This is a genomic window from Pseudomonadaceae bacterium SI-3 (assembly GCA_004010935.1).
In the GTDB taxonomy this organism is placed as follows: domain Bacteria; phylum Pseudomonadota; class Gammaproteobacteria; order Pseudomonadales; family Pseudomonadaceae; genus Stutzerimonas.
In genome coordinates this window covers 2250049-2276836 of record CP026511.1, presented here as the reverse complement: position 1 = coordinate 2276836, position 26788 = coordinate 2250049, and the positions used below count along the sequence as shown (strand labels likewise).

19 protein-coding genes are annotated in these 26788 nt (G+C 61.1%); 6 read left to right on the top strand and 13 right to left on the bottom strand.

Features of this window, described 5'->3' with window-relative positions; all coding sequences use genetic code 11:
* Positions 1-6 precede the first annotated feature (6 nt).
* The 8 genes from C1896_10780 to C1896_10745 all read right to left on the bottom strand — a co-directional run bounded on the left by C1896_10780 (position 7) and on the right by C1896_10745 (position 8827).
* The gene (locus C1896_10780; GenBank protein AZZ45344.1) at positions 7-699 is read right to left on the bottom strand and encodes a formate dehydrogenase subunit gamma; all 693 of its coding nucleotides are present in this window, start codon (positions 697-699) and stop codon (positions 7-9) included.
* The gene (gene fdxH / locus C1896_10775) at positions 696-1631 is read right to left on the bottom strand and encodes a formate dehydrogenase subunit beta (GenBank protein ID AZZ45343.1); all 936 of its coding nucleotides are present in this window, start codon (positions 1629-1631) and stop codon (positions 696-698) included. Before fdxH ends, C1896_10780 begins: the two co-directional genes overlap by 4 nt.
* A gap of 9 nt (positions 1632-1640) precedes the next feature.
* Positions 1641-4103, bottom strand: coding sequence for a formate dehydrogenase-N subunit alpha (fdnG, locus tag C1896_10770; protein ID AZZ45342.1), 2463 nt, complete (start codon positions 4101-4103; stop codon positions 1641-1643).
* 12 nt (positions 4104-4115) lie between these two features.
* Positions 4116-4709, bottom strand: coding sequence for a sulfate ABC transporter substrate-binding protein (locus tag C1896_10765; protein ID AZZ45341.1), 594 nt, complete (start codon positions 4707-4709; stop codon positions 4116-4118).
* Between the two features lie 155 nt (positions 4710-4864).
* A complete protein-coding gene (locus C1896_10760; GenBank protein ID AZZ45340.1) occupies positions 4865-5785 on the bottom strand; it encodes an ATP-dependent DNA ligase in 921 nt (306 codons plus the stop codon).
* 17 nt (positions 5786-5802) lie between these two features.
* The gene (locus C1896_10755) at positions 5803-6816 is read right to left on the bottom strand and encodes a Ku protein (GenBank protein ID AZZ45339.1); all 1014 of its coding nucleotides are present in this window, start codon (positions 6814-6816) and stop codon (positions 5803-5805) included.
* Between the two features lie 30 nt (positions 6817-6846).
* The gene (locus C1896_10750; GenBank protein AZZ45338.1) at positions 6847-7704 is read right to left on the bottom strand and encodes an NAD(P)-dependent oxidoreductase; all 858 of its coding nucleotides are present in this window, start codon (positions 7702-7704) and stop codon (positions 6847-6849) included.
* 106 nt (positions 7705-7810) lie between these two features.
* Entirely contained in the window at positions 7811-8827 is a 1017-nt protein-coding gene (locus C1896_10745; protein AZZ45337.1) for an alcohol dehydrogenase, read from the bottom strand.
* Between the two features lie 269 nt (positions 8828-9096).
* On the opposite strand from C1896_10745, the gene C1896_10740 reads away from it, so the two are divergent.
* A complete protein-coding gene (locus C1896_10740; GenBank protein ID AZZ45336.1) occupies positions 9097-10014 on the top strand; it encodes a LysR family transcriptional regulator in 918 nt (305 codons plus the stop codon).
* 105 nt (positions 10015-10119) lie between these two features.
* Here the strand turns inward: C1896_10740 and C1896_10735 are convergent, their stop codons facing one another.
* The gene (locus C1896_10735) at positions 10120-10350 is read right to left on the bottom strand and encodes a hypothetical protein (GenBank protein ID AZZ45335.1); all 231 of its coding nucleotides are present in this window, start codon (positions 10348-10350) and stop codon (positions 10120-10122) included.
* Here C1896_10735 and C1896_10730 point away from each other — a divergent pair.
* From C1896_10730 to C1896_10715, 4 genes are all read left to right on the top strand, one after another.
* The gene (locus C1896_10730; GenBank protein AZZ45334.1) at positions 10349-11578 is read left to right on the top strand and encodes an efflux transporter periplasmic adaptor subunit; all 1230 of its coding nucleotides are present in this window, start codon (positions 10349-10351) and stop codon (positions 11576-11578) included. The two genes, C1896_10735 and C1896_10730, sit on opposite strands and share 2 nt — an antisense overlap.
* Positions 11579-11675: 97 nt before the next feature.
* Positions 11676-14846, top strand: a complete 3171-nt coding sequence (locus tag C1896_10725; GenBank protein AZZ45333.1) for a hydrophobe/amphiphile efflux-1 family RND transporter — start codon at positions 11676-11678, stop codon at positions 14844-14846.
* Entirely contained in the window at positions 14843-16246 is a 1404-nt protein-coding gene (locus C1896_10720) for a TolC family protein (protein ID AZZ45332.1), read from the top strand. Before C1896_10725 ends, C1896_10720 begins: the two co-directional genes overlap by 4 nt.
* Positions 16247-16462: 216 nt before the next feature.
* Complete coding sequence (locus C1896_10715) at positions 16463-17455, top strand: C4-dicarboxylate ABC transporter (GenBank protein AZZ47621.1); 993 nt, start codon at positions 16463-16465, stop codon at positions 17453-17455.
* 145 nt (positions 17456-17600) lie between these two features.
* Here C1896_10715 and C1896_10710 read toward each other — a convergent pair whose 3' ends face one another.
* From C1896_10710 to C1896_10695, 4 genes are read right to left on the bottom strand one after another with little or no spacing between them, the layout of a single operon-like run.
* Positions 17601-19076, bottom strand: coding sequence for an RND transporter (locus tag C1896_10710; protein ID AZZ45331.1), 1476 nt, complete (start codon positions 19074-19076; stop codon positions 17601-17603).
* Positions 19073-22177: an acriflavine resistance protein B gene (locus C1896_10705; protein AZZ45330.1), complete on the bottom strand. Its 3105-nt coding sequence runs from the start codon at positions 22175-22177 to the stop codon at positions 19073-19075. The genes C1896_10710 and C1896_10705 overlap by 4 nt, the downstream gene beginning before the upstream one ends.
* A 28-nt stretch (positions 22178-22205) precedes the next feature.
* On the bottom strand, positions 22206-25286 hold the full coding sequence (locus tag C1896_10700) for a multidrug transporter subunit MdtB (protein ID AZZ45329.1): 3081 nt from the start codon (positions 25284-25286) through the stop codon (positions 22206-22208).
* On the bottom strand, positions 25283-26527 hold the full coding sequence (locus tag C1896_10695) for a multidrug transporter subunit MdtA (protein AZZ45328.1): 1245 nt from the start codon (positions 26525-26527) through the stop codon (positions 25283-25285). The genes C1896_10700 and C1896_10695 overlap by 4 nt, the downstream gene beginning before the upstream one ends.
* Between C1896_10695 and C1896_10690 the strand changes: the two genes are divergently transcribed.
* The gene (locus C1896_10690; protein ID AZZ45327.1) at positions 26526-26777 is read left to right on the top strand and encodes a hypothetical protein; all 252 of its coding nucleotides are present in this window, start codon (positions 26526-26528) and stop codon (positions 26775-26777) included. The genes C1896_10695 and C1896_10690 overlap by 2 nt on opposite strands.
* The last annotated feature ends 11 nt before the right edge of the window (positions 26778-26788 follow it).

The following is a 26788-nucleotide window of genomic DNA, read 5'->3' as shown; positions in this document are numbered from 1 at the left end:
AACTCCTTAAGTTCGTTTCGACGGCACGTCACGATCAGGCGAAAGACCACCCGGATCGTCATAACCTTCCTTACGGCGTACCTCGTCATACCAGAGACCGTGGTGGTGACGCGCCCAGGCGTGGCTTACACGGCCCTGGGTCATTGCGCGTACCGAGCCCTTCACCCAGATTGCCGAGTAGACGTGAATCACCAGCGTGATGATCGCGATGAAGGCGGTATAGGCATGGATGGTCACCGCCCAGCGCAGCGCCCAAACCGGCATCTCATCGGCGACCCAGGGCCGCCACAGGACGATGCCGGTCACCAGCAATACCGGCACGGTGGCGAGGAAGATCCAATACACCAGCTTCTGCCCGGCGTTGTTCTTGCCCACTGGAGGTAACCGCTCGTCGCGGTTGCCCAGCACATCGCGGATCTGCTTCATCCATTGCACGTCGTGGCGACGGATCAGGTTATCGCCGAAGAAGCGCACAGCCTGGATGACGAAGAACAGCGACATGAACACGCCGATGTACGGATGCACGATGCGTGTGGGTTCCGGACCGCCGAACAGCCCGGTGAGGCCGAAGAAGAACGGATAGAACAACGCCAACCCGCTCAGCACGAGCAATACGAAGCTGATCGCGATAAGCCAGTGATTCACCCGTGTCCACCAGCCATAACGCAGGATGCCGTGCTTAACGTTTGAGTGGCTCATAGCCGGTCCTCCCCGCGCTTATCGATGTCGCGGGCGTCATGGGCTTTTACTGGATCAGGATCGTCCTCCGGCTCTTCTTTCGGCCCCTTCATCACATAATGGAAGAAGCCCGCCAGTACCGACATGCCCAAGGCCACCGACATGATCGGCTTGGTCACTCCCTTCCATAGCTCGACCGTAGGGCTGATGTGCGGATCGCGCGGCAAGCCGCTGTAGATTTCAGGCTTGTCGCTGTGCTGCAGCACATAGACGACATGGGTGCCGCCAACGCCTTGTGGATCATAGATACCGGCGTTTTCGTAGCCGCGATCCTTGAGGTCCGCGACCCGATGGGCGCCGTAGTCGAGCATGTCTTCCTTGGTGCCAAACATGATCGCCGAGGTCGGACAGCTCTTGACGCACGCGGGCTCAAGCCCGTGATAGACGCGATCTGAACAGAGCGTGCACTTATAGGCCTTGTTATCCCGCTCCGAGATCCGCGGAATGTCGAAGGGGCACCCCGCGATGCAGTAGCCGCAGCCAATGCAGTGCTCGGAATTAAAGTCGACGATACCGTTTGCGTACTGCACGATCGCCCCGGGCGACGGGCATGCCTTGAGGCAGCCCGGCTCGGCGCAATGCATGCAGTTGTCCTTGCGGATCAGCCACTCGAGGTTGCCCTGCTCGTCCTCGTACTCGCTGAAACGCATGACCTCGAACGACTCGGCGGTGAGGTCAATAGGGTTATCATAGACGCCGTGGCAGTGGCCAACCTCGTCACGCAGGTCGTTCCACTCCGAACAAGCGACCTGGCAGGCCTTGCAGCCGATGCAGACCGACACGTCGATCAATTTGGCGACAGGCTCCACACCGCCTTGGCGGACTTGGGGAGAAGGCGTCGTCGTCGCTGATCGCGCGACGATGTTCTGCAGGTTGATCTGGTCTCCTCGCATAGCCTTCTCCTAGAGCTTCTCGACGTCCACCAGGAACGACTTGAATTCCGGTGTCTGCGTATTGCCGTCACCCACGAAGGGGGTCAGGGAGTTGGTCAGGTGGGCCTTGCGGGCGACGCCCTTGAAGCCGAAGTGCAGCGGGATGCCGATTTGATGCACGGTCCTTCCATCTACCTGCAACGGCACCATGCGCTTGGTCACCACAGCGACCGCCTCGATGAAGCCCCGCTTGGAACGCACTCGCACCCGTTCGCCCTGAACAATGCCGAGCTCGGCCGCCAGTACCTCGCTGATCTCGATGAATTTCTCGGGTTGCATGATCGAGTTCAACAGCGCGTGGGTCGTCCAGAAATGGAAATGTTCGGTCAGCCGGTATGTCGTCGCCGCGTACGGATACTCCTTGTTCGAACCGAAATCGTCACGGTCCTGCGGGAACACCCGAACGATGGGGTTGTGGAACGCCAAGGGGTTGTTCGGGTGCAACGGATTGCGGTCGATCGGACTTTCCATCGGCTCGTAGTGCTCTGGGAACGGCCCCTCGTTCAGCCACTCGCTGGCAAAGAAGTGTCCGGTCCCAGTCTGCGTGACGATGAAGGGGCCAACACCGGCTGACGGTGGCGTAAATATCGGGTAGTCCGGCACGTCGGCACCGATCCACCGTTCACCGTTCCACCAGATGAAGGCCTTGTTCGCCGCCCAGGGCGTACCGTCCGGTCGCGCCGAGGCGCGGTTGTAGAGCAGCCGCCGGTTCATCGGCCAGGCCCAGGCCCAACCCAATGTGGTGCCGGTGTCGTACGGGTCGCTGTTATCACGCCGCGCCATCATGTTGCCGGCCTCGGTGTATGCACCCGAGTAGATCCAGCAACCGCAGGCAGTGCTGCCGTCATCGCGCAGCTGGGTGAAATCATCCAGCAGCTCTCCGGCGCGCTTGATGATGTTGCCTTGATCGTCGGTGAGGTTGACCAGCGCCCTGCCGTTGTACTCCTTCGCCAGTTCCTCGGCAGACGGATATAACGGGTTGGTGTAGTCCCAGGAGAGATTGAGGATTGGATCAGGAAAGGCTCCGCCCTCCTCCTGATACATCGCCTTCAGACGGACCATCACCTGCGCCAGGATCGCTGTATCGGTCATGGCTTCACCCGGTGGCGGAGCGGCCTTCACATGCCACTGCAGCCAGCGCGAGCTGTTGGTGATCGAGCCGTCATCCTCAGCGAAGCAGGTCGTCGGCAGGCGGAAGACCTCGGTGGCGATTTCCGCCGGATTGACCGGGTTGTATTCGCCATAGTTCTTCCAGAACTCGCCGGTCTCGACTTCCAGCGGGTCCATGATCACCAGCCACTTGAGCTTGGACAGCCCCTCGGTCACCTTCCGCTTGTTCGGGAACGACGCAAGGATATTGAAGCCCTGGCAGAAGGCCCCAGTCATCTCGCCCTTGGTCATCTGGTTGACCGCGTAGAGCACGTCGTACAGCGGTGCGGACAGCTTTGGCAGCCAGTCATAGCACCAGTTGTTTTCCTCGGTGGCCACGTCACCGTACCAGTCCTTCATCAGGCTTACATGGAAGCGCTCGTAGTACTTCCAGTAGGACACCTCGCCCGGCAGCAGCGGCTGCTTGACGCGGGTTTTCATGTAGTCCTGATAGTTCTGCAGGTTCGCCGACGGCAGATTCATGTAGCCCGGCAACAGATTCGATAGCAACCCGATGTCCGTCAGGCCCTGGATGTTGGAGTGGCCGCGCAAAGCGTTCACACCGCCGCCGGGCATGCCCATGTTGCCCAGCAGCAGCTGAACCATGGCGCCTGTGCGTATGATCTGCGACCCGATGGTGTGCTGGGTCCAGCCCAGCGCATAAAGGATCGTCATGGTCTTGTCAGGCGCTGCGGTGGTGGCGATCAAGTCCCAGATCGTCAGCACCTTGTCACGCGGCATCCCCGTGATGTTTTCCACCTGATCCAACGTGTAGCGGCTGTAGTGCTTGCGCATCAGCTGGAATACGCAGCGTGGGTGCTCGAGCGTGGGATCGGTTTTGGCAAAGCCATCCTCACCGAGCTCGAAGTTCCAGGTGCTGCGATCGTAGGTGCGGTCTTCCGGATTGAAGCCGGTGAACAACCCATCCTCGAAGCCGAAGCCTTCTTTCACGAGCAAAGCCGCGTCTGTGTAGTTCAGGACGTACTCGTGGTGATAACGGCCGGTTTCGATCAGGTAATTGATCAGCCCGCCAAGCCAGACGATGTCCGTCCCGGTGCGCAGCCAGCCATGGATATCCGATACCGCTGTAGTGCGGTTGTACCGTGGGTCCACGGAGATCAGGCGCGCGTCGTTGCGCTTCTTCGCGTGCATCACCCAGCGGAAACCGACCGGATGCGCTTCCGCGGAATTGCCACCCATGGACAGGATGACGTTGGCGTTACCGATGTCGACCCAATGGTTGGTCATGGCACCGCGACCAAATGAAGGGGCAAGACCTGCCACCGTCGGTCCGTGTCATACGCGTGCCTGGTTGTCCATCGTAAGAATGCCGAGGGCTCGCGTGACCTTCTGCGTGAGATACGCGGTTTCGTTGGTACAGGCCGAAGCCGCAACCATCGATGTCGTCATCCAGCGATTGACCAAGCGACCTTCTTCGTCGTGGGTCTGGAAGTTGCGGTCGCGGTCTTCCTTCATTTTCCGGGCGATGCGATCGTAGGCCTCGTCCCAGCTGATGCGCTTCCATTCGTTGGTATACGGCTCGCGCACTTCCGGATATTTGACGCGCGAAGGGCTATTGATGAAGTCCAGAACACCTGCGCCACGTGGACATAGCGAGCCGCGACTGACCGGATGGTCCGGGTCGCCCTCGACGTGGTAGATCTGCTCGATCACGTTGATCGAACCGTCACCACGTGAGTAGAGCAACATGCCGCAACCTACCGAGCAGTAGGTGCAGATGTTGCGGGTCATTTTGGCGCCGGTCAGTTTGAAGTGACGAATCGACGCGACGGCTTCATCAGGCGCAAATCCCATCATGGCCATGCTCGACGCGCCCACACCGGCCGCACCGAACTTCAGGAACTGTCGCCGGGATACTCGCACGGTCATCGGTATCTCCTGTTACTTATTATGTCTGCCCATCTAACCACATCGACTGAACCGCTCTGGAATGGTTCCTCCGGCGGGACAGACGGGGCGGCGTATTCGCTACGCCAGTACGAGGCTAGTCCAGTAAACCGGCCACAGACAGGTCACCCGTCGCGTCATTGACGCGCAGCGAGATCCTTCAACAGCTGCGCTGAAAGGCTCTGACGGGTCGTGGCGTAGTCGGCCCATGGATCGAGCTTCAGGCTCTTGAGGCGTTCATGGAGATTGAGGATGTTCCACTGATCGGCGCCGCTGACCTGGTCCAGCTCCTCCCGGGTGATGGGCACCGAGACGGGCAGCCCTGGGCGTGCTCGTGCGGAAAAAGCAGCAACCGTGCTAGCGCCTCGCTGGTTGCGCAGGTAGTCGACGAAGATCTTGCCGACCCGATTCTTCGGCCCCATCTTTGCGACGATCTGCTCAGGTGACTCTTTGGCCAGGCGAACCGTGACCATACGGGCGAATTCGTTGGCGCAATCCCAACTCTGACGACGATCGATCGGCACTACGACATGCATGCCGCGCCCACCGCTGGTTTTGATGAAGGCCTTGAGCCCGAGTTGATCAAGCAGCTCAAGGGTCATGTTCGTCGCCTCGACCATGCTTGACCACGGCAGCTCCGGGTCAGGATCCAGATCGAAGACCACCCGGTCCGGCTTGTCGATGCGGTCGCTGCGCGCATTCCAAGTGTGAAACTCGACGGTGCCCATCTGCACCGCCTCGACGACCGCGCTGATACTGTCCGCCTGGATCAGGCGTGCATGCTCCGGATCGAGGGACTTATCCAGCACGTGCATGTGCGGCATTTTCAGCCGCCCGCAGTGGCGCTGGAAGAAGCTATCTCCGTTGACTCCATCCGGCGCCCGGACGATGGACAGCGGACGCTTGGCCAGATGAGGTACGAGCCATTCGCCCACTGCCAGATAGTATTCAGCGAGCTGCAGCTTGGTGGCACCACTTGCCGGATCGATGACCCGTTGCGGATTACTGATGCCGATACCGCCTACAACGGGGCGATTTTTGGCAGCTTTTTCAGCCATGCACGCTCCTTATGAGGTCAGCTCGCTTTTTTGCTGTTGGACTTACTGGCAGCCGGTTTACTGGTGCTAGTCTTGCGGGCCGTCGCGGTTTTGCTGGTCGAGGATTTGCTGGCTGTGGACTTGGCCGGTGCATTCGATTTGATGGCTGTAGTTTTGCTCGTGGTCCGCTTGGCAGGCGATGCCTCTTCGCTGTCTTCGTCGTCGTCAACGTCTTCAGTCGGGGCAGCTTTCTTAGCGGAAGATTTGCCGGCCAGGCTACGTTTGAGCAGTTCGGTCAGGTCGATGACATCGGCGCTGCGACGATCCACTGCTTCTTCCGGCCCGCCCACGGCTTCGAGTTTGCCTTCGCGAGCCTTGGTCTCCACCAGATCCATGATCTGGTCTTGGAAGGTGTCCTTGTATTGCTCGGGGTTCCAATCCTCACTCATGTCCTCGACCAGCCGCTTGGCCATGTCGAGTTCCTTCGGGTTGAGGTCGGCATTAAGCGCCTCGTCCTTCATTTCGAGGTACTCCACGCCCCTGACCTCATCGGCCCAGCGCAGCGTATTCATCACCAGTGCCTTGCCCAGCGGCATCACCACGGCCAGATGTTGCTTGTTGCGCAGCACCACGTTGGCGATGCCGACCTTGCCAGTCTGAGTCAGGGTTTCGCGCAGCAGCGCGTAAACCTTCTCACCCCGCCGATCCGGGGTGAGGTAGTAGGGTGTAGCGATGTACAGGAAGGAAATGTCCTTGGCGTCGACAAAGGCAACAATGTCTACCGTCTGCGTGGCTTCTGGGTGAGCGGCCTTGATTTCGTCGTCGCTGATAACTACGTAGTTACCCTTCTCGTATTCCACGCCTTTGACGATGTTCTCGCTCTCGATGTCCTCGCCGGTGGTCTTGTTGATGCGCTTGTAGCCCACCCGGTCCATGCTGCGTTTGTCCAGCCAGTCAAAATCTATACCCGAGCGCGTGGTCGCAGGTACCAAGGCGACGGGGATGTGAACCAGGCCGAAACTGACGGCGCCTTTCCAGATCGTACGGGGCATAAGCCTTCCCTCCTGTAGACAGTCGTTCGGTCAGCCGTTGACCACGGTGCCGCCGTTCACATGGATCACCTGGCCACTGACATAGGAAGCGTCGCTGCTGGCCAGATACACGTATGCCGGCGCGACTTCATCGGGCTGGCCGGGACGCTCCATGGGCACGTTGGCGCCGAATTTCTCGACCTTGTCTTCGTCGAAGGTCGACGGAATCAGCGGCGTCCAGATCGGCCCGGGTGCGACCCCGTTCACGCGAATGCCGCGGTCGGCGATGTTCATTGACAGCGAGCGGGTAAAGGCAGTGATGGCGCCCTTGGTCGATGAGTAATCCAGCAGCTGTGGGCTGCCTTTGTAGGCCGTCACCGACGTGGTGTTGATGATAGAGGCGCCTTTTTTCAGGTGCGGCAGTGCAGCCTTGGTCATCTGGAACATGCCGAAAATGTTGGTGCGGAAGGTCTTCTCCCACTGCTCTTCGCTGATGTCTTCAAGCTTTTCCTGGGGATGCTGCTCGGCGGCGTTATTGACCAAAATATCGAGCTTGCCGAAGGCGCTCACCGTTTCGTCAATCACCTTGCGGCACACGTCGCGGTCCGCCACGTCGCCGGCGAAAGCCAGACATTTGCGTCCCTGCTCTTCCACTGCACGCTTGGTTTCCTCGGCGTCTTGGTGTTGATCCAGATAGAGAATCGCTACATCGGCGCCTTCACGCGCAAACAGCACCGCTACCGAGCGGCCGATGCCGCTGTCGCCGCCAGTGATGATTGCGACCTTGTCCTGGAGCTTACCGGCCGCTTTGTAGTCCTCGCCACGGTACTCGGGCCTCGGGGTCATCTCGCTTTCTTTGCCCGGTTCAGCCTGTTGCTGCGGGGGGAGCGTCTGGTTTTCGTCGGGCATGCAAAATCCTCCGTCAAGGGATCAAACCTGTATTCGGAGGACTTGGCGCGGGTGGGAAAAGTTTCTATGAAGCGATGAGAGGCCCCAATGCAGAGGCCTCGAAGAATCAATCGACGCGCAGTACGACCCGGCCGCGCGGGACACCGCTTTCGACGTATTCGTGGGCTGCCACGACGTCGTCGAAGCCGAATACCTTGTCGACCTGCGGCGTGATCAGGCGGTCGGCCGTGAGCTGGTTGATGTGCAGCAAGGCATTCTGGACCGCCTCGCGGTTTTGCTCGATGCCCAGCTCGGGTTGCCCGGTGAAGTCGCACAAGCAATGCAGGAAGAACTTGAAGTTCTTCTTGAACGCCGCGCAGGCTGGAAACGCCGTTTCGTTACCACCGTTGAGCCCATAAAGAATCAGCTTGCCACGCGGCGCGATAACGTCACCAAGCAGCTTCATCTGTGAGCCACCGCAACCGTCGAGCACAACTTCGACGCCTGCTCCGCCGGTGATCTTTTGCAGCCGGCCGACGAGATCCTCCTCTTCGGTGACGATGACGGTCTCGGCCCCCAGCTCACGCAGGAAGTCACGATCCTCTGCCGTGTCGCAGGTGGCAATTACCCGTCCGCCAAGCGCTTTCGCCATTTGCACGGCCGAAGGACCGGTGCAATGCCGTGCTTCGGTCACCAGCACGTATTGTCCGGGTTCGAGCTGAGCCAGCTCGACCAGAGCGAAATACGACACCAGGGCCGGCGTGTAATGCACACACGCCTCGGCGGCGCTGAGCATCTCCGGATGGTGGACCAAGGACGCCTGCGGCAGCAGCACCTGCTCGCCGTAGAGCGGGTACTGGTTGAGATCATGCGCAGGGAAACTGGCGACACGATCACCAATCGCGAAGCCGTCCACGTCCTCGCCCACCGCAAGCACTTCGCCGGCGATCTCGCTGCCGAGCCCGGCCGGGAGCTTGGCGTGACGCGGCGCCAGATCCTGCCGCCAGAGCACGTCATTCCAGCTGACGCCGATCGCCTTGACGTCGACAAGCACTTCGCCAGGCCCCGGCCGTGGGACTTCTCGCTGTTCGTAGCGCAATACGTCCGCGGGCCCGAACTGGTGGAAACGGATGATGCGGGACATGAAAAAGACCCCTCGATTACTACTGTGTCTGTGACTTTATCTGCAGTATTGGCACAACTCCAGCAGCGATCCCTGCATTCCGCTCGATAGTCGCCATGCGTGGGAATGATGATGTGCTGTATGTAAGGCCACTCCGCCTGCTGCAGGTTTGTGTCATTGCAAAGCGGGAATGGACATGCCGACGTCACTCCGATCTGTCTAGAATGCAGACGCAACCCTCATTTCGGTCAGCCGCGCCTTATGTCTGACCACAGCTTGAAGTGAAAGGCATGAATCGCAACGACCTTCGCCGCGTAGACCTGAACCTGTTGATCGTCTTCGAAACGCTGATGCACGAGCGCAGCGTGACCCGTGCCGCGGAGAAACTCTTTCTCGGCCAGCCGGCGATCAGTGCTGCACTGGCGCGCCTGCGCACGCTGTTCGACGACCCGTTGTTCGTACGCACCGGCCGCAGCATGGAGCCGACTGCACGCGCGCAGGAGATCGCCGGTCTGCTGTCGCCGGCGCTGGACTCGATCTCCACGGCTGTCAGCCGCGCCTCCACGTTCGATCCCGCCACCAGCGAGCTGGTGTTTCGTATCGGTCTGACTGATGAGGTCGAGTTCGCCCTGCTCCCGCAGTTGCTCAGGCGTGTGCGCGCCGAGGCGCCCGATGTAGTGCTGGTGGTAAGGCGCGCCAACTATCTGCTGATGCCGGGCCTGCTTGCCTCTGGCGAGATCTCGGTGGGCGTCTGCTACACAGAGGAACTGCCAGCGAACGCCAAGCGTAAAATCTTGCGCAGGCCGAAACCAATGCTGCTCCGCGCTGACAGCATCCCCGGCCGCATGACGATGGAAGACTACTGCTCGCGCCCACATGCCATGGTTTCCTTTGCCGGCGATTTGAATGGCTACATCGATGACGAACTGGCGCTCCACGGCTGCAAACGCAAGGTCGTGCTCGCCGTACCGCAGTTCAACGGGCTGGCCAGCCTGCTGGCGGGCACTGACTTGGTCGCGACGGTACCGGATTACGCCGCGGCGGCCCTGGCCGCTAACGGGGGTGTGCGTGCCGAGCCGCTGCCATTCGACACTAGCCAGGACTTCGAACTGTCCATGGCCTGGCGCGGCGCCCAGGATAACGACCCGGCCGAGCGCTGGCTGCGTTCGCGAATTCAGATGTTCGTAGGCGACCCGGACAGTCTCTAAACCGCCGTTTTTCTCTTAAGCAAAGCGCTTGCCGTGGTGGGCTGAAACCACCCTACCTGAGCCCTGCTTTCGACCCGCAGCTGGTGGGCTGAAGCCAGCCTAATATCAGACCCTGCACATCCCCGTCGTAGGGTGGGCTTCAGCCCACCAGCCCGGCCGAAACCACCTCAGTCGATTGGGCACCAATGCCGCTGCAATCCCGTACTCAACATCGATGACAAATGCTGCAACATCATCGCGGATGATATTTACATTCGCCTCGTTCGATTTCTGCTTGTAAAGGCCAACCCCCACACTTCCGCCATCGATAAAAACCCGAGTTGCGGAGTCAAGCATGGATCGTTCACTCAAAGCCTTGCGTTACCCATTGGTTGCGATTGCTGCCGCCCTTGTAGGCGCATGCGGAAAAGCGCCTGAAGCCACCGAAGCGGCTATGCCGGCCCCCGCCGTCAGCGTTGCTGAGGTCATTGAGCAGCAGGTAACCGAATGGGACGAACTTACCGGCCGCCTGGAGGCGCCCGAGTCGGTCGATATTCGTCCACGCGTGTCGGGCTTCATCGACAAGGTCGCGTTCGAAGAAGGCTCGCTGGTGAAGAAAGGCGATCTGCTGTTCCAGATTGACCCGCGCCCGTTCGAAGCCCAGGTCAAACGCTTGCAGGCCGAGCTGCAACAGGCTCGCGCTACTGAGCGCCGGACCGCAAGCGAGGCCGAACGCGGTGAGCGACTGCGCGCCAATAACGCTATTTCCGCCGAACTGGCTGATGCGAGGGCCAGCGCCGCCAGCGAAGCGAAGTCCGCCGTCGCGGCCATCCAGGCTCAGCTCGATGCAGCCAAGCTGGATCTCGGTTTCACCCGCGTCACTGCCCCCATCGATGGCCGCGCAGGTCGTGCGCTGATCACCGCGGGCAATTTGGTTAATGCTGGCGAAGCCTTGCTGACGACGCTTGTTTCGACCGACAAGGTCTATGCCTACTTCGAGGCAGATGAACGCACCTACCTGAAATACCGCGAGCTGGCCCGTGACGGTGAGCGTGGCGAGGAAACCCCTGTCTACCTTGGTCTTTCCGATGAAGACGGTCACCCGCATCTGGGTCACATGGACTTCATCGATAACCAGGTTGATCCCCGCACCGGCACCATTCGCGGTCGCGCCGTGTTCGACAACCGTGACGGCAGCTTCACGCCAGGGCTTTATGCGCGCCTGAAGCTGGTCGGCAGCGCCACCTACGATGCCGTCCTGATCAAGGATGTCGCGGTCGGAACCGATCTGGGCAAGAAGTTCGTCCTGGTCCTCGGGGAGGACGACACCGTCAACTATCGCTCCATCGAGCTCGGCCCGAAGCTTGAGGGCCTGCGCATCGTGCGTGACGGTCTGAAGGAAGGTGAAACCATCGTGGTGAACGGCCTGCAGCGCGTTCGTCCGGGCAACGCCGTGCAGCCCCAAAATGTGCCAATGGCCGACGCTGACACCCTCGCCGCGCTGAAAGAACAGAACCGTGCAATCTCCGCCGCGATGAAGCCGCAGGTGGTCGACCGCACGCTGGCGCGCGGACCGAGCAGTTGATTTTCAACACGTCCAGCTGACCGGCGCCGAGGCGCCACACCATAAAAACTGATTCCGCCAGGGTGCGTCATGCGCACCCTCTCCCCCGGAGTGCGTCATGAATTTCTCTCAGTTCTTCATTCAACGGCCAATCTTCGCCGCGGTGCTGTCGCTGATCATCCTGATCGGTGGTGCCATCTCGCTGTTCCAATTGCCGATCAGCGAATATCCCGAGGTGGTGCCGCCGACGGTTGTGGTCCGCGCCAGCTTCCCGGGTGCGAACCCCAAAGTCATCGGCGAAACCGTCGCGTCCCCGCTGGAACAGGCCATTACGGGCGTCGAGGGCATGCTCTACATGTCGTCCCAGGCGACCGCCGATGGCAAGCTGACCCTGACCATTACGTTTGCGCTGGGAACCGATCTGGACAACGCCCAGGTGCAGGTGCAGAACCGCGTCACGCGCACCCAACCGACGCTACCGACCGAAGTGCAGCGCCTCGGCGTTACGGTGGACAAGGCCTCCCCGGACCTGACGATGGTGGTGCACCTGACCTCGCCGGACGAACGCTACGACATGCTTTATCTGTCCAACTATGCGGCGCTCAACGTCAAGGACGAGCTGGCGCGGCTGGACGGGATTGGTGATGTGCAGCTGTTCGGCATGGGCGATTACTCGCTTCGCGTCTGGCTCGATCCAAACAAGGTGGCCTCGCGCAACCTCACCGCAACTGACGTGGTCAACGCGATCCGCGAGCAGAATCGCCAGGTCGCAGCCGGTTCGCTGGGTGCGCCGCCTGCACCGGGCGCGACGGACTTCCAGCTATCGATCAACACCCAAGGCCGACTGGTTAGCGAGGAGGAGTTCGAGAACATCATCATCCGCGCCGGCGAAGACGGCTCGATCACTCGCCTGCGGGACATCGCACGTATCGAACTGGGTTCCAGCCAGTACGCGCTGCGCTCCTTGCTCAACAACCAACCGGCCGTCGCCATTCCGGTGTTTCAGCGCCCTGGCTCGAACGCGATTGAAATCTCCGACTCGGTGCGTGCTCGCATGGCCGAACTGAAGAAGGATTTCCCCGAAGGCGTGGACTACGAAATTGTCTACGACCCGACCATCTTCGTGCGCGGCTCCATCGAGGCGGTGGTGCATACCCTGCTCGAGGCCATCGTGCTGGTGGTACTGGTGGTCATCCTGTTCCTGCAGACCTGGCGCGCCTCGATCATCCCGCTGGCCGCCGTGCCGGTGTCGCTGATCGGCACATTCGCCGTGATGCACATGCTGGGGTTCTCGCTCAACGCGCTGTCGCTGTTTGGTCTGGTGTTGGCGATCGGCATCGTGGTGGACGACGCCATCGTGGTAGTGGAGAACGTCGAGCGGAATATTGGCCTCGGCAAGTCTCCGGTCGAAGCCACCAAGCAGGCGATGAAGGAAGTGACGGGGCCAATCATTGCGACGGCGCTTGTGCTCTGCGCCGTTTTCATCCCGACCGCGTTCATTTCCGGCCTCACCGGGCAGTTCTACCAGCAGTTCGCGTTGACCATTGCCATTTCGACGGTCATTTCCGCCTTCAACTCCCTAACTCTGTCCCCAGCCTTGGCGGCCGCATTGCTGCGCAGCCATGACGCGCCGAAAGACGGCTTCTCGCGGCTGCTGGACAAATTGTTCGGCGGCTGGCTGTTCGCGCCGTTCAACCGCGTATTCGAGCGTGCGAGTCACGGCTACGTCGGTGCGGTTAAACGCATCCTGCGCGGCAGCGGCATCGCCCTGGTGGTTTATGTCGGTCTGGTCGGACTCGGATACCTGGGATTCGCCAGTACTCCGACCGGTTTCGTGCCGCCGCAGGACAAGCAGTACCTGGTGGCCTTCGCGCAACTGCCGGATGCGGCCACGCTGGATCGCACCGAGGATGTCATCAAACGCATGTCGCAAATCGCAGCCGAGCATCCCGGTGTCGAAAACACCGTGGCCTTCCCGGGCCTGTCAATCAACGGCTTCACCAACAGCCCGAACAGCGGGATCGTCTTCACCCCACTCAAGCCCTTCGATGAGCGCAGTGATCCCTCGCTGTCCGCCAACGCCATCGCGGCTGATCTGAACGGCCAGTTCGCGCAAATCCAGGACGCCTTCATCGCGATCTTCCCGCCGCCGCCGGTACAAGGGCTGGGCACCATCGGCGGCTTCCGCGTGCAGGTGCAGGACCGCGGCAACCTCGGCTATGAGGAGCTCTACAAGCAGGTACAGAACGTCATCGCCAAGAGTGCCGACTACCCCGAGCTGGCCGGGCTGTTCACCAGTTACCAGGTGAACGTGCCGCAGATCGATGCCGACATCGACCGGGAAAAAGCCAAGACTCATGGCGTGGCTATCGATCAGATCTTCGACACCATGCAGGTCTACCTCGGCTCGCTGTATGCCAACGACTTCAACCGCTTTGGCCGCACTTACCAGGTCAACGTCCAGGCCGAGCAGAAGTTTCGCCTGACGCCCGACCAGATCGGTCAGCTGAAGGTGCGCAACAACCGTGGCGAGATGGTGCCCCTGTCGACCTTCGTCAAGGTCAGTGACAGTTCCGGCCCGGATCGCGTGATGCACTACAACGGCTTCTTGACCGCTGAAATCAACGGCGCGGCCGCCCCCGGCTACAGCTCCGGTCAGGCCGAAGCGGCGATGGAGCGGCTGCTGCAAGCAGAGCTACCGAACGGCATGAGCTTCGAATGGACCGAGCTGACCTATCAGCAGATCCTGGCGGGGAACACCGCGATGTTCGTCTTCCCGCTCTGCGTGCTGCTGGCCTTCCTGGTATTGGCGGCGCAGTACGAAAGCTGGAGCCTGCCACTGGCGGTGATTCTGATCGTACCGATGACACTGCTCTCGGCCATCACCGGGGTGATCCTCTCTGGCGGCGACAACAACGTGTTTACCCAGATCGGCCTGATCGTCCTCGTCGGCCTGGCATGCAAGAACGCGATTCTTATCGTCGAGTTCGCCAAGGATAAACAGGAAGAAGGCATGGACCGTCTATCCGCTGTGCTCGAGGCCTGCCGCCTACGGCTGCGCCCGATTCTGATGACCAGCTTCGCGTTCATCATGGGTGTGGTTCCGTTGGTGCTCTCCTCCGGCGCGGGTGCCGAGATGCGTCACGCCATGGGCGTTGCGGTGTTCAGCGGCATGCTCGGGGTAACCTTCTTCGGCCTGCTGCTGACGCCGGTGTTCTACCTGGTCATACGCGCCTACGTTGAACGGCGCGCAGAGAAGAAAGCGGTACTGAAGGAGGCGCACGTATGAAGGCTGTCATTTCCACTCCGTTACTGCTTGCGGCTGTTCTCGCCTTAAGCGCCTGCGCAGTGGGGCCGGATTACCGCGTCCCGGAGGTTGCGCCCGCACAGATTGAGCGTGCTGCGGCGGTGGGCTTCGATCAGTCACGATTCCAGGCAGCCTGGTGGCGCCAGTTCGATGATCCGACGCTCGATGCACTGGTGGGTGAAGCATTGTCCGAGAACCGCGAACTGCGCATCGCATTCGCCCGGCTCCGCGCCGCTCGTTCCATTCGCGATGACGTGACCAATGATCGCTTCCCTACCGTAACCGCAGGGGCCGGTGCCGAGTATGGCGAGGCTCAGCAGCCGGGCTTCGGCGAGGAGCGCAGCAGCATCGAGCGCTACGATCTGGGGCTGGACATGGCCTGGGAACTCGACCTGTTCGGCCGGGTGCAGCGGCGTATCGAAGCCAGCGAGGCGCAAAGTGAAGCTGCGGAAGCGGAGCTCTACCAGCTACAGGTCAGCCTGATTGCCGAACTGGTCGATGCCTATGGCCAGCTGCGCGGGGCGCAACTGCGTGAACGCATCGCCCGGGAAAACCTTGAGAACCAGCGCAACTCGCATCGCCTGACCGAGCAGCTGCGCGACGCTGGCGTAGGTAGCGAACTTGACGTGCTGCGCGCCGATGCACGGCTGGCGGCAACCGAGGCCAGCTTGCCGCAACTGCAGGCGCAGCAGACCCGTGCGACCAATCGCATCGCAACCCTGCTCGGTCAGCGCGCCGATAGGCTGAGTGTCGACCTTGCGCCGCGTGAGTTGCCTGCCATCGCGAAGGCGCTGCCGATCGGTGACCCCACCGAGCTGTTACGTCGCCGACCGGACATTCTTGCGGCTGAACGGCAGCTGGCAGCGGCGACCGCCAACGTGGGCGTAGCGACGGCTGATCTGTTTCCACGGGTGAGCCTGAGCGGCTTCTTGGGCTTTATTGCGGGGCGCGGTTCGCAGATCGGTTCGAGCGCGGCTCAGGCTTGGGGCGTCGCACCGAGCATCACCTGGGCAGCGTTCGACATGGGCAGCGTTCGCGCCAGATTGCGCGGTGCGAAAGCGGATGCCGAGGGGGCGTTGGCCAGCTACGAGCAGCAGGTACTGCTGGCGTTGGAGGAATCGGAGAACGCATTCAGCGACTATGCGAGAGCTCAGGAGCGGTTGCTCGCCCTGTTGCGTCAGTCCGGCGCCAGCCGCGCGGCAGCAGAGCAAGCAGCGATCCGTTACCGGGAAGGCACGGTGGACTTTCTGGTACTGCTGGATGCCGAGCGTGAGCGTCTCGCTGCCGAAGATGCACAGGCCCAGGCCGAAGTCGAGGTCTACCGTGGCGTCGTAGGCCTTTACAAGGCACTCGGCGGCGGTTGGCAGCTGGCCAACGGCTGATCGACAACGGCTCTGCGCTGCAGTCTAGCGGCGCAGAGCCGCCCCTATCTGCGGCGAAAGTGTGACCTGTTGCAACTCCCGCTGCCTCAATTATGAATTCTGTGAGAAAGCCCTTTTTACGGTGCGGCTTATTTGGCATAACGCTTCATTGAAGCTCAATCACATCTGCTTCTCGGATGTCATGCCAACCCACCAAAAACAAAGAGCCTTTTCATGATCAAGCCGATCATCACCCTCGCCGGCCTGGTGCTGGCGTTGACCGCGACCGCGGTCGAAGCTGAGCCGATCGTCATCAAGTTCTCGCACGTCGTCGCTGAAGACACCCCGAAAGGCAAGGGTGCCCTGCTGTTCAAGAAACTGGTTGAAGAGCGTCTGCCCGGCCAGGTAAGCGTCGAGGTCTACCCCAACTCGACGTTGTTCGGCGATGCCAACGAGCTTGAGGCGCTGGCCAATGACGAGGTGCAGCTGCTAGCGCCTTCGTTAGCGAAGTTCGAGAAGTACACCAAGCAGGTGCAAGTATTCGACCTGCCTTTCCTGTTCGATGACCTGGAGGCCGTCAACCGTTTCCAGAAGCGCGCCAAGGGACGCCAACTACTGCGCTCGATGGAGAAGGAGAACATCACCGGTCTGGCTTACTGGCACAACGGCATGAAGCAGCTCTCGGCAACAAAGGCGCTGCGCCTGCCAAGCGATGCAATGGGACTGGCTTTCCGTATCCAGCCCTCCGCCGTTCTGGAGTCGCAATTCGCACAGGTCGGAGCGCCGACCAAGAAGATTCCTTTCGCCGAGGTCTACGGTTCGCTGCAGAACGGGACCGTTCAAGGTGCAGAAAACCCCTGGTCGAATATCTACAGCAAGAAGATGCACACGGTGCAGCCTTACATCACCGAATCCAACCATGGCGTGCTCGACTACATGCTGGTGAGCAATACGCGGTTCTGGTTCGGCATACCGCATCAGGTGCGCACCGAGTTGGAAGGCATTATCGACGAGGTCACATTCGAGGTTAACCGCGCCGCGGAAGAAGCCAACCAGGCCGACCGCGAGCGTATCCGCAAGGCGGGCACGTCCGAGATCATCGAACTGACCCCGGAACAACGCGAAGCCTGGCGCGAAGCCATGCGGCCGGTGTGGCAGGAATTCGAACCGGTGATCGGCGCCGATATCATCAAGGCAGCACAGACGGTTAACCGCAAGCAGCGCGACTGACCTCCCCGCCTCACCTTCCAACCGCGGCAGCAACGCCGCGGTTTCCCCAAAGCCGCTCGGCGAGATTACCGCCCCCCCCATACGCAGCGCACCCTCCAGCAGCCACGAATGTCATTTGGGCCCGCACGTTGGCGCCGTTGGGTTATCAGCGCTCAGGCGTCTCTAGCAGCGGTTCGAAATCCAGCTGCGTTTCTTCCCAACCGCCGCCTAACGCTGCGATCAGTTGAACGCTGGCAGCGAGTTGATCGCCCAGCAGGGTCAGGTAGGTGCGTTCGTTGTTCAGGGCGCTGGTTTGCACGGTGGCGACGCTGAGGAAGTCGACTGTACCGGCGCGGTACTGGTTCTGGATCAGACGTAACGATTCCTGGGCGGCTTCCAGCGCTTGCCGTTGAACCACCGCTTCAGCGGCGAGGACGCGCAATTGCACCAGGTTGTCCTCAACCTCACGAAAGCTGTCTAGCACGGTCTGACGGTAATTGGCCACTGTCAGGTCATAGTTGGCCTCTGCCGCTTCGAGGTCGGCACGCCGGCCACCGAAATCAAGCAGTGTGGCGGCCAGCTGCGGGCCTAATGACCAGAAGCGGTTGGGTAGACTGATCAGGTCGCTAAAGCTGCTGTTTCGATAGCCACCGCTCGCGCTCAGTGTCAGGTCCGGATACCAGGCGGCTTCGGCCACGCCAATTTGCGCGTTTGCCGCAATCACTTGCCGTTCAGCCGACGCGATATCCGGGCGGCGTTCGAGCAATTGCGAAGGCAGGGCCAGCGGCACTGTTGGTAAATCGGGGATTTCATCACGTTCCTCGATGTCCAGCTCCGACGGTGGTACCCCAATCAGCACCGCAATAGCGTGCTCCATCTGGGCCCGTTGCCATTGCAGGTCGATGGCCTGAGCCTCCGTGCTTCTGAGCTGAGTCAGCGCCTGGGTCACATCTGACTTGGGCACGATGCCCGCACGATACTGGTTTTCAGTGAGGCGCAATGATCGCGCAAAGGCTTCGACCGTCTGGTTCAGTAGCCGCTGCTGTTCGTCCATCACGCGCAACTGCAAATAGGTCTGGACCAGTTCGGATTGCAGGCTCAGCCGCACAGCAGCGAGATCCGCTGCTGTGGCCTGCATGTTGGCTCGATTGGCTTCAAGGTTGCGCCGCAGACGGCCCCATATATCCAGCTCCCAGGCCGCATCGAGCCCCACGCTGTAACTCTCGCTGATGCCGCTGAGGCCGTTTCCGCTCTGTGCGGCTGAGCTGGTCGAACTGCCCTGTCCGGCACGCGTCGCGCCGGCGCTGCCCCCCACTGTCGGGAACAGCTGAGAGCGAGCCCCCCGCACCAGCGCGCGCGCCTGTCGGTACTGCGCTTCGGCCGCCGCCAGGTTCTGGTTGGACGCGTTCAGCCGTTCGACCAATGCATCCAACTTCGCATCACCGTATAGCCGCCACCAACTGCCGCGCTCCAGCACGTCGGCCGGGTTGGCGACCTTCCAACCTTCGGCCCGCTTGAATTCCGCGGCCATTGGCAGCTCGGGTCGCTGGTAGTCAGGACCCAAGGTGCAGGCACCTAGAGAAAAAGTCATGACGACGATGGCCAGCGGGCGTAGGGAGTTTTTCAGGGACAACGAACTCATAGCGGTCTTTCCAGGGCGGCATCGGTGCGTACACCGCGCCAGCGGTTGAAACGGTGGCGCGCGCGGTCCAGATAGAGGTAGACCACCGGCGTGGTGTAGAGCGTTAGGATCTGGCTGAGGATCAGGCCACCAATGATGGTCAGGCCCAACGGCTGGCGCATTTCTGCCCCCTCCGCCCCCCCGAGCAGCAACGGCAATGCGCCAAGGATCGCCGCCATAGTGGTCATCAGGATCGGCCGAAAACGCAACAGGCAAGCCCGGCGAATCGACTCGTCCGGCGCGAGATGATCGTTACGCTCGAACTGCAGCGCCAGATCGATCATCAAAATCGCGTTCTTTTTCACCACTCCGATGAGCAGAAACAGCCCGAGCAGCGAGATCAGGCTGAACTCTTCGCCCGTCAGAATAATGGCCAGCAACGCGCCAACACCGGCTGAAGGCAGTGTGGACAGGATCGTCAGCGGGTGGATGTAACTCTCGTACAGGACACCCAGCACGATATAGACGAGCAGCAACGCGCCCAGAATCATCAATGGCTGGCTGTCCTGCGTAGACTGGAAGACGTCACCCGTACCGCCGAGGCGCCCCTGAACCTCACTCGGCAGACCGATCGCCGCAACCGCACGCTCGATAGCCCGCGTCGCCTGATCGAGGCTGACGCCCGGCGCCAGATCGAAATCGATGTTCTCGGCGGCGAACTGCCCGTCGTGACTGACGCTGTCCTCTTCCAGGCTCCGCTCGTAACGTGCGAAGGCAGCTAGCGGAACACGCCGACCATCGCTGGTGATGACCTGAATCTGCTCCAGCACCTCGGGATGTTGGGCGTAGCTTGGATCGATCTCCATCACCACTCGGTACTGGTTCAGCGATTCGTAGATGGTAGAGATCTGCCGCTGGCTGAAGGCATTGTTGAGCATCGTCGTCACAGTGCTCATGTCGATGCCGAGCCGCTTGGCGGCATCGCGGTCGATCTTCAGGCTGATCTGCTGTGCGCCCTCGCCTTCATTGGCGTCGATGCTGGTCAGCTCTGGCAAGGCCATCAATGCTCGGGTCACTTGCGGCACCCAGGTTCGGAGATCGGCCAGATCGCTGGCCAGCAGGTTGTAGGAATAGGCCGAGCTGCTCTGCCGACCGCCCCCGAATTGCAAATCCTGATCGGCCATCAGAAACATCCGACCACCCGGTACCTTCGGCTGGTTCTTGCGGATACGCTCGATCACTTTTTGCGCGGAAATCTTGCGTTCATCCAGCGGCTTGAGCCGGACAATCATGAAGGCATTGTTGATGCCGCCCTGCCCGCCAATGAAGCCTGCCACGCTTTCCACGGCCGGATCGGCCAGCACCGCCTTGCGGTAGGTCTCCATCTTCGGCTGCATGACCTGGAACGACAGGCCGTCATCGCCGCGAATGAAGCCGGTCAGCTGGCCGGTATCCTGTTGCGGGAGGAAGGTTTTCGGAACCTGCACATACAAAAAGACGTTGAGACCGATGGTCGCCAGCAAAGTAAACAGTGTGATCCGATGATGCCGCAGCGCCCAGCCTAGGGACCTGTCGTAATGGCCTAACAACCACTGGTGGGCCTTGTGGCTCCAGCGATACAGACGGCCGTCATGCTCGGGCTGATGAGGCTTCAACCAGCGCGCACAGAGCATCGGCGTCAACGTCAGCGAGACCAGCAGCGAGACCAGAATCGCCGCTGCCAGGGTGATGGAGAACTCGCGGAACAGCCGCTCGACAATGCCGCCCATGAACAGGATCGAGACGAATACGACCACCAGCGACAGATTCATCGACAACAGGGTGAAGCCCACCTCGCGCGTACCGATATAGGCGGCACGCAACGGCGGAACCCCCTCGTCGATGTGCCGAGCGATGTTTTCCAGCACCACGATAGCGTCATCCACCACCAGCCCGGCGGCAAGGATCAAGGCCATCAGCGACAGCACATTAAGCGAGAAGCCGAACAGGTACATAACGGCAAAGGTGCCAACCAGCGAAACCGGAACTGCCAGCGCTGGGATCAGCGCGGTACGCAACCGGCCAAGAAAGAGAAATACCAGCACGATCACAAGGCCCACCGCGATCAGCAAGGTCCGTTCGGCCTCGTGGAGGGTGGCACGGATGACCGGCGAACGATCCATCGCCACTGCCATGTTGACGCTGCCGGGCACGATCGCCTGCAGTGCCGGCAGCTCGTTGCGGATGCCCTCGATGGTTTCGATGATATTGGCGCCGGCCTGGCGATTAATCACCAGCAGTACGGCACGGTCGTTGTTGAAAAAACCGTCGTTGTAGCGATCTTCAACCCCGTCTTTGACCTTCGCCACATCGCTCAGACGCAGCGCCGCGCCGTCCTGGTAACGGATGATCAGCGGCAGATAGTCAGCGGCTTCATGCAGTTGGTCGCTGGCCAGCACCTGCCAGTGGCGATGGTCGTCTTCGACCATCCCCTTGGGTCGCCGAACATTCGCATTGGCGATGGTATTGCGCACCTCATCGAGCGAGACGCCGTACTGCTCGAGCTGCTGAGGCTGCAGCTCGACCCGTACCGCAGGCAACGAACTCCCGCCCACCTGCACCTCGCCCACGCCTGGAACCTGCGACAACTTCTGCGCCAAGATTGTCGAGCCGATGTCGTAGAGCTGCCCCTTGCTGAGCACGTCGGAGGTTAGCGACAGCACCATGATCGGTGCTTGTGCAGGGTTGATCTTGCGGTAGGTCGGCATGCTGCGCATCCCGCTGGGCAGCAGATTGCGCGAAGCGTTGATTGCCGCCTGAACATCGCGGGCGGCACCATTGATATCCCGCTCAAGATCGAACTGGATGATGATGCGCGTCGAGCCCTGACTGCTGCGGCTGCTCATCTGGCTGACGCCTGCGATGCTCCCAAGGGAGCGCTCCAACGGCGTCGCCACGCTGGATGCCATGATTTCAGGGCTGGCGCCGGGCAGGCTGGCTTGTACCGTAATCACCGGAAAATCCATGTTCGGCAGCGGCGACACCGGCAACAGACCGAAGCTGACCCCACCCAGCAATAGAATCGCCAGGCTCAGCAGCATGGTGGCGACCGGGCGCGCGATAAAGGGGGCGGACAGGTTCATGGCTTAAAGGCCAGGGAAAGCTCGAAACTCATAGCGCCGCCTCTTGAGCTGAAGCGGATTTGCGCCCGAACCGGCTGCCCAGCCGATCGAAAAACAGATAAATCACTGGCGTGGTAAACAGTGTCAGCAACTGGCTGAGCAGCAGACCGCCGACCAGCACCAGCCCCAGCGGTTGACGCAATTCGGCCCCTGAGCCCGAGGCGAGCATCAGCGGTACCGCGCCGAACAGCGCCGCCAGCGTCGTCATCAGGATCGGTCGGAAGCGCAGCAAGGCGGCGCGATAGATCGCGTCCTGCGGACTCATGCCCTGATTGCGCTCGGCCTCGAGGGCGAAGTCGATCATCATGATGGCGTTCTTCTTGACGATGCCAATCAGCAGGATGATGCCGATGATGGCGATCAACCCCAGATCGTTGCCGGTTAACAGCAACGCCAGCAAGGCGCCGACCGCTGCCGAGGGTAGCGTCGACAGGATGGTGATCGGGTGGATGTAGCTCTCGTAGAGCACACCCAGCACGATGTACATGGTGACCACCGCTGCGAGGATCAGCAGCAGCGTACTCGACAGCGAGGCGCGGAACGCTTCGGCAGCGCCTTGGAACCGGCTCTGAATTCCAGCAGGCAAGCCGATTTCCGCCTCGACGCTCTCGATGACTTCCACCGCTTTACCCAGCGAAACGCCATCGGCCAGGTTGAATGACAGCGTCACCGCTGGAAATTGGCCGATGTGGTTGATCAGCAGGGGCGCGTTGCGTTGTTCAAGCGTTGCTAAGCTCGACAACCTGACCGGCGTGCCGCCTTCGCTCTGCACGAACAACTGGTCAAGCGCCTGCGCGCCGAGGCGGTCGCCTGCCTCCGCCTCGAGCACCACGCGGTACTGACTGGCTTGAGTGAAAATTGTGGAAATCTGCCGCTGACCGAATGCGTCATATAACGCATCGGTGATGGCCGATATCTGAATACCCAGGCGCGCCGCCGCATCTCGGTCGATATCCAGGAATATTTGCAGGCCATCGCTTTGCAGGTCGCTCGCGACATCGGTCAGTTCCGATCGCTCGCGCAAAGCTGCGACCAGCCGCGGGGTCCATTCTTCGAGCAATTCTCCGTCGGGCGACTCCAGACTGAATTGGAACTGCGTGCGACTGACCCGATCTTCGATGGACAGGTCCTGCACCGGCTGCATGTACAGCTCGATGCCCGGCAGTTTGGCCAGCTCCGGCCGCAACCGGTCGATGACCTGGCTGGCGGTGACATCGCGTTCATCGTGAGGTTTGAGATTGATCAGCATCCGCCCGCTGTTAAGCGTTACGTTATCGCCATCAACGCCAATGTAGGACGACAGGCTGGCAACAGCGGGGTCCGCGAGAATCACGCGGGACAGCGACTGCTGGCGCTCGCTCATGGCCCGGAAAGAGATGGATTGAGGGGCCTCACTGATGCCTTGTATCACCCCGGTGTCCTGCACCGGAAAGAAGCCCTTCGGCACCGCCAGATACAGCACCACCGTAAGGCCAAGCGTGGCCACGGCGACCAGCAAGGTCAGCGTCTGATGGCCCAACACCCAGGTCAGCCAACGTGCATAACCGCCAATCAGCCGCTCGACCCAGTCCGGTGCCGATTTTTCAGCCGCGGCGGGCTTGAGCAACTTGGCACACATCATCGGCGTCAACGTCAGCGAGACCACCAGCGAGATCATGATCGCGACGGCCAGGGTGATGGCGAACTCGCGGAACAGACGCCCCACCACGTCTTGCATAAACAACAGCGGAATCAGCACGGCAATCAGCGACAGCGTCAGCGATATCAACGTGAAGCCGATCTGCTTCGCCCCCTTGAGCGCGGCTTGCAGCGGCGTCTCGCCGTCTTCCACATGGCGAGCGATGTTTTCGAGCATGACAATGGCGTCGTCTACCACGAACCCGGTCGCAATGGTCAGCGCCATCAACGTCAGGTTGTTCAGCGAAAAACCGGCGAGGTGCATCACGGCAAAGGTACCGATCAGCGACAGCGGCACCGCGATGGAGGGAATGATGGTCGCCGACAAACGCTTGAGGAAAACGAAGGTGACCATCACCACCAGAAACGTGGCCATCAGCAATTCATGCTGGACGTCAGTGATGGCAGCCCGGATCGTCTGCGTACGATCGGTGAGCACCACCACGTCCAGGCCGGTCGGCATGCTCGCCGTGACCTCTGGCATCAGCGCCTGAATGCGCTCGACCACTTCAATCACGTTAGCGCCGGGCTGGCGCTGGATGTTCAAAAGGACTGCCTGGCTTTGATTGGCCCAGGCCGCGAGGCGCTCGTTCTCGGCGCCGTCGATGATGTCGGCGACATCTTTCAAGCGGAGTGCCGCGCCGTCCTCGTAGGCCAAAATAAGTTCGGCGTATTCTTCTGGGGTTTTCAGCTGATCGTTGGCATCGAGCATCGAGACGCGCGTCGGGCCGTCGAAATTACCCTTGGGTTGATTGACGTTGGAGCTAGTTACCAATGAGCGAACGTCAGCGAGCGACAGACCGTAGGACGCAAGCGCCTCCGGATTGACTCGAATACGCACCGCAGGGCGCTGGCCTCCGGCGATGCTGACCATGCCCACGCCACTGATCTGCGCAAGCTTCTGCGCCATGCGCGTATCGACCAGGTCGTGCAGCTCCGGCAGAGCCAGGCTTTCAGAGGTGATGGCCAGCGTCATGACCGGGGTGTCCGCTGGGTTGACCTTGTTGTACACCGGCGGTGCTGGCAGATCGTTGGGCAGCAGATTGCTTCCGGCGTTGATAGCGGCCTGGACTTCCTGCTCGGCCACATCCAGCTCGACTTCGAGCGAGAAGCGCAAGGTGATCACCGAAGCGCCACCGGAGCTGGTGGACGACATCTGCGTCAGCCCCGGCATCTGCCCGAACTGCCGCTCCAGCGGAGCCGTCACGGCGCTGGTCATGACTTCCGGGCTGGCGCCGGGATACAGCGTCATCACCCGAATGGTCGGATAGTCCACCTGGGGCAAGGCTGAAACCGGCAGCATGCGGTAGGCAATCAGGCCGGCCAGCAGGATCGCGATCATCGTCAGGGTGGTTGCCACGGGCCGAAGAATGAACAGCCGCGAGATGTTCATCGCGCTGGACGCTCCTTGGCGCTCTGAGGCTCAACCTTCGGATTCTCAGCGGCCTCTTCGGCGAGCTTCTGACGATCCACCACTTCGACCTCGCTGCCATCGCGCAGGCGGTCGGTGCCCTCCATGACGATTCGTTCGCCGACGCTCAATCCGCTGGTGACGACCGTTCGGTCGCCGTTGCTTGGGCCTACTTCAAGGACTCGCAGCTCCACCTTGGAGTCCTCGCCGACGACGTATGCGTAATTGCCCCGCGAGCCGAATTGCAGCGCGGCCGAGGGAATCAGGACCGCATCAGGCAAGGTTTCCACCCGTAGGCGAACGTTGACGAACTGGTTGGGTATCAGCAGTTCGTCCTCGTTATCGAAGCGCGCCTTCATCTTCAGCGTGCCGGTGGTCGTATCAATCAGGTTATCGACGCTTTCCAGTACGCCCTCACCGAGTAGGATGTGTTCGCCACGGTCCCAGGCCTGTACGGACAGCTCTTCACCGCGGCGGAACCGGGCAATGACTGGCGGCAGCTCGCTTTCAGGCAGGGTAAAACTGATCGCCATGGGTTGGGTCTGGGTAATGACGACCAACGGCGTGGTGTCGTTGGCCGCCACAAGGTTGCCTTGATCCAGCTGACGCAGGCCGACGCGACCGTCGATTGGCGCGCGAATTTGTGTGAACTGCAGGTTCAGCTTGGCCTCGTTGACGGCGGCCTGGTTAGCGGCGAGTGTGCCTTTGTATTGATTCACCAATGCCTGCTGCGTATCGAGCGTCTGTTTGGCAATGCTGTCGTCGGCGAACAGGCCTCGATAGCGATCAAGGTCGACCTGCGCGTTCTGCAACAAGGCGCGGTTCTGCTGGAGAGTGCCTTCGGCCTGCTGCAGCGCCACCTCATAAGCACGAGGGTCGATGACGGCAAGCAGGTCGCCGGCCTTGACTCGCTGGCCCTCGTCGAATCGAATCTCGACCAGCTCTCCTGCCACGCGGCTGCGCACGTTGACTGTATTCAACGGTGTGACGGTGCCGAGCGCCTTGGCATAAACCTCGAATGGACCTTGCTCCACCGGGGCAACCCGCACCGGTGTCGGGCCGCCGAAGGCACCGAACGCTGGCCGACCGCCCGCTCGCTGTGACGGCGCCTCGGCAGTGGTTGGCCATAGCCACCAGAGCAGCAGCGCAATCGCAACAACCACGCCGCCGATGATTAGCCAGCGCCGCACGGAGCCGGCAGAAGAAGTAGTTGCCTCGGACATGAACTGGGTTCGCCTGAAAATGAGCGTGAACCATAAGCAGTCGCGCTCCGCTCGCAAAGGGGATTTACGGCATTTTTACGTATCCGGCGTTGTCGCAACCAAAACCGATCGCATAAAGCGCAGCACCGGCGCAGGAACCATGCTTGAGCCATTCAGTCTATGTACCGTTCGCTCGGTGCCTGACAAGGGTGGCGTACCGGACCACCTGCACACGATGGGATATGCCGCTATTTATCAGGCCGTCCGATAATGGCCTGCACA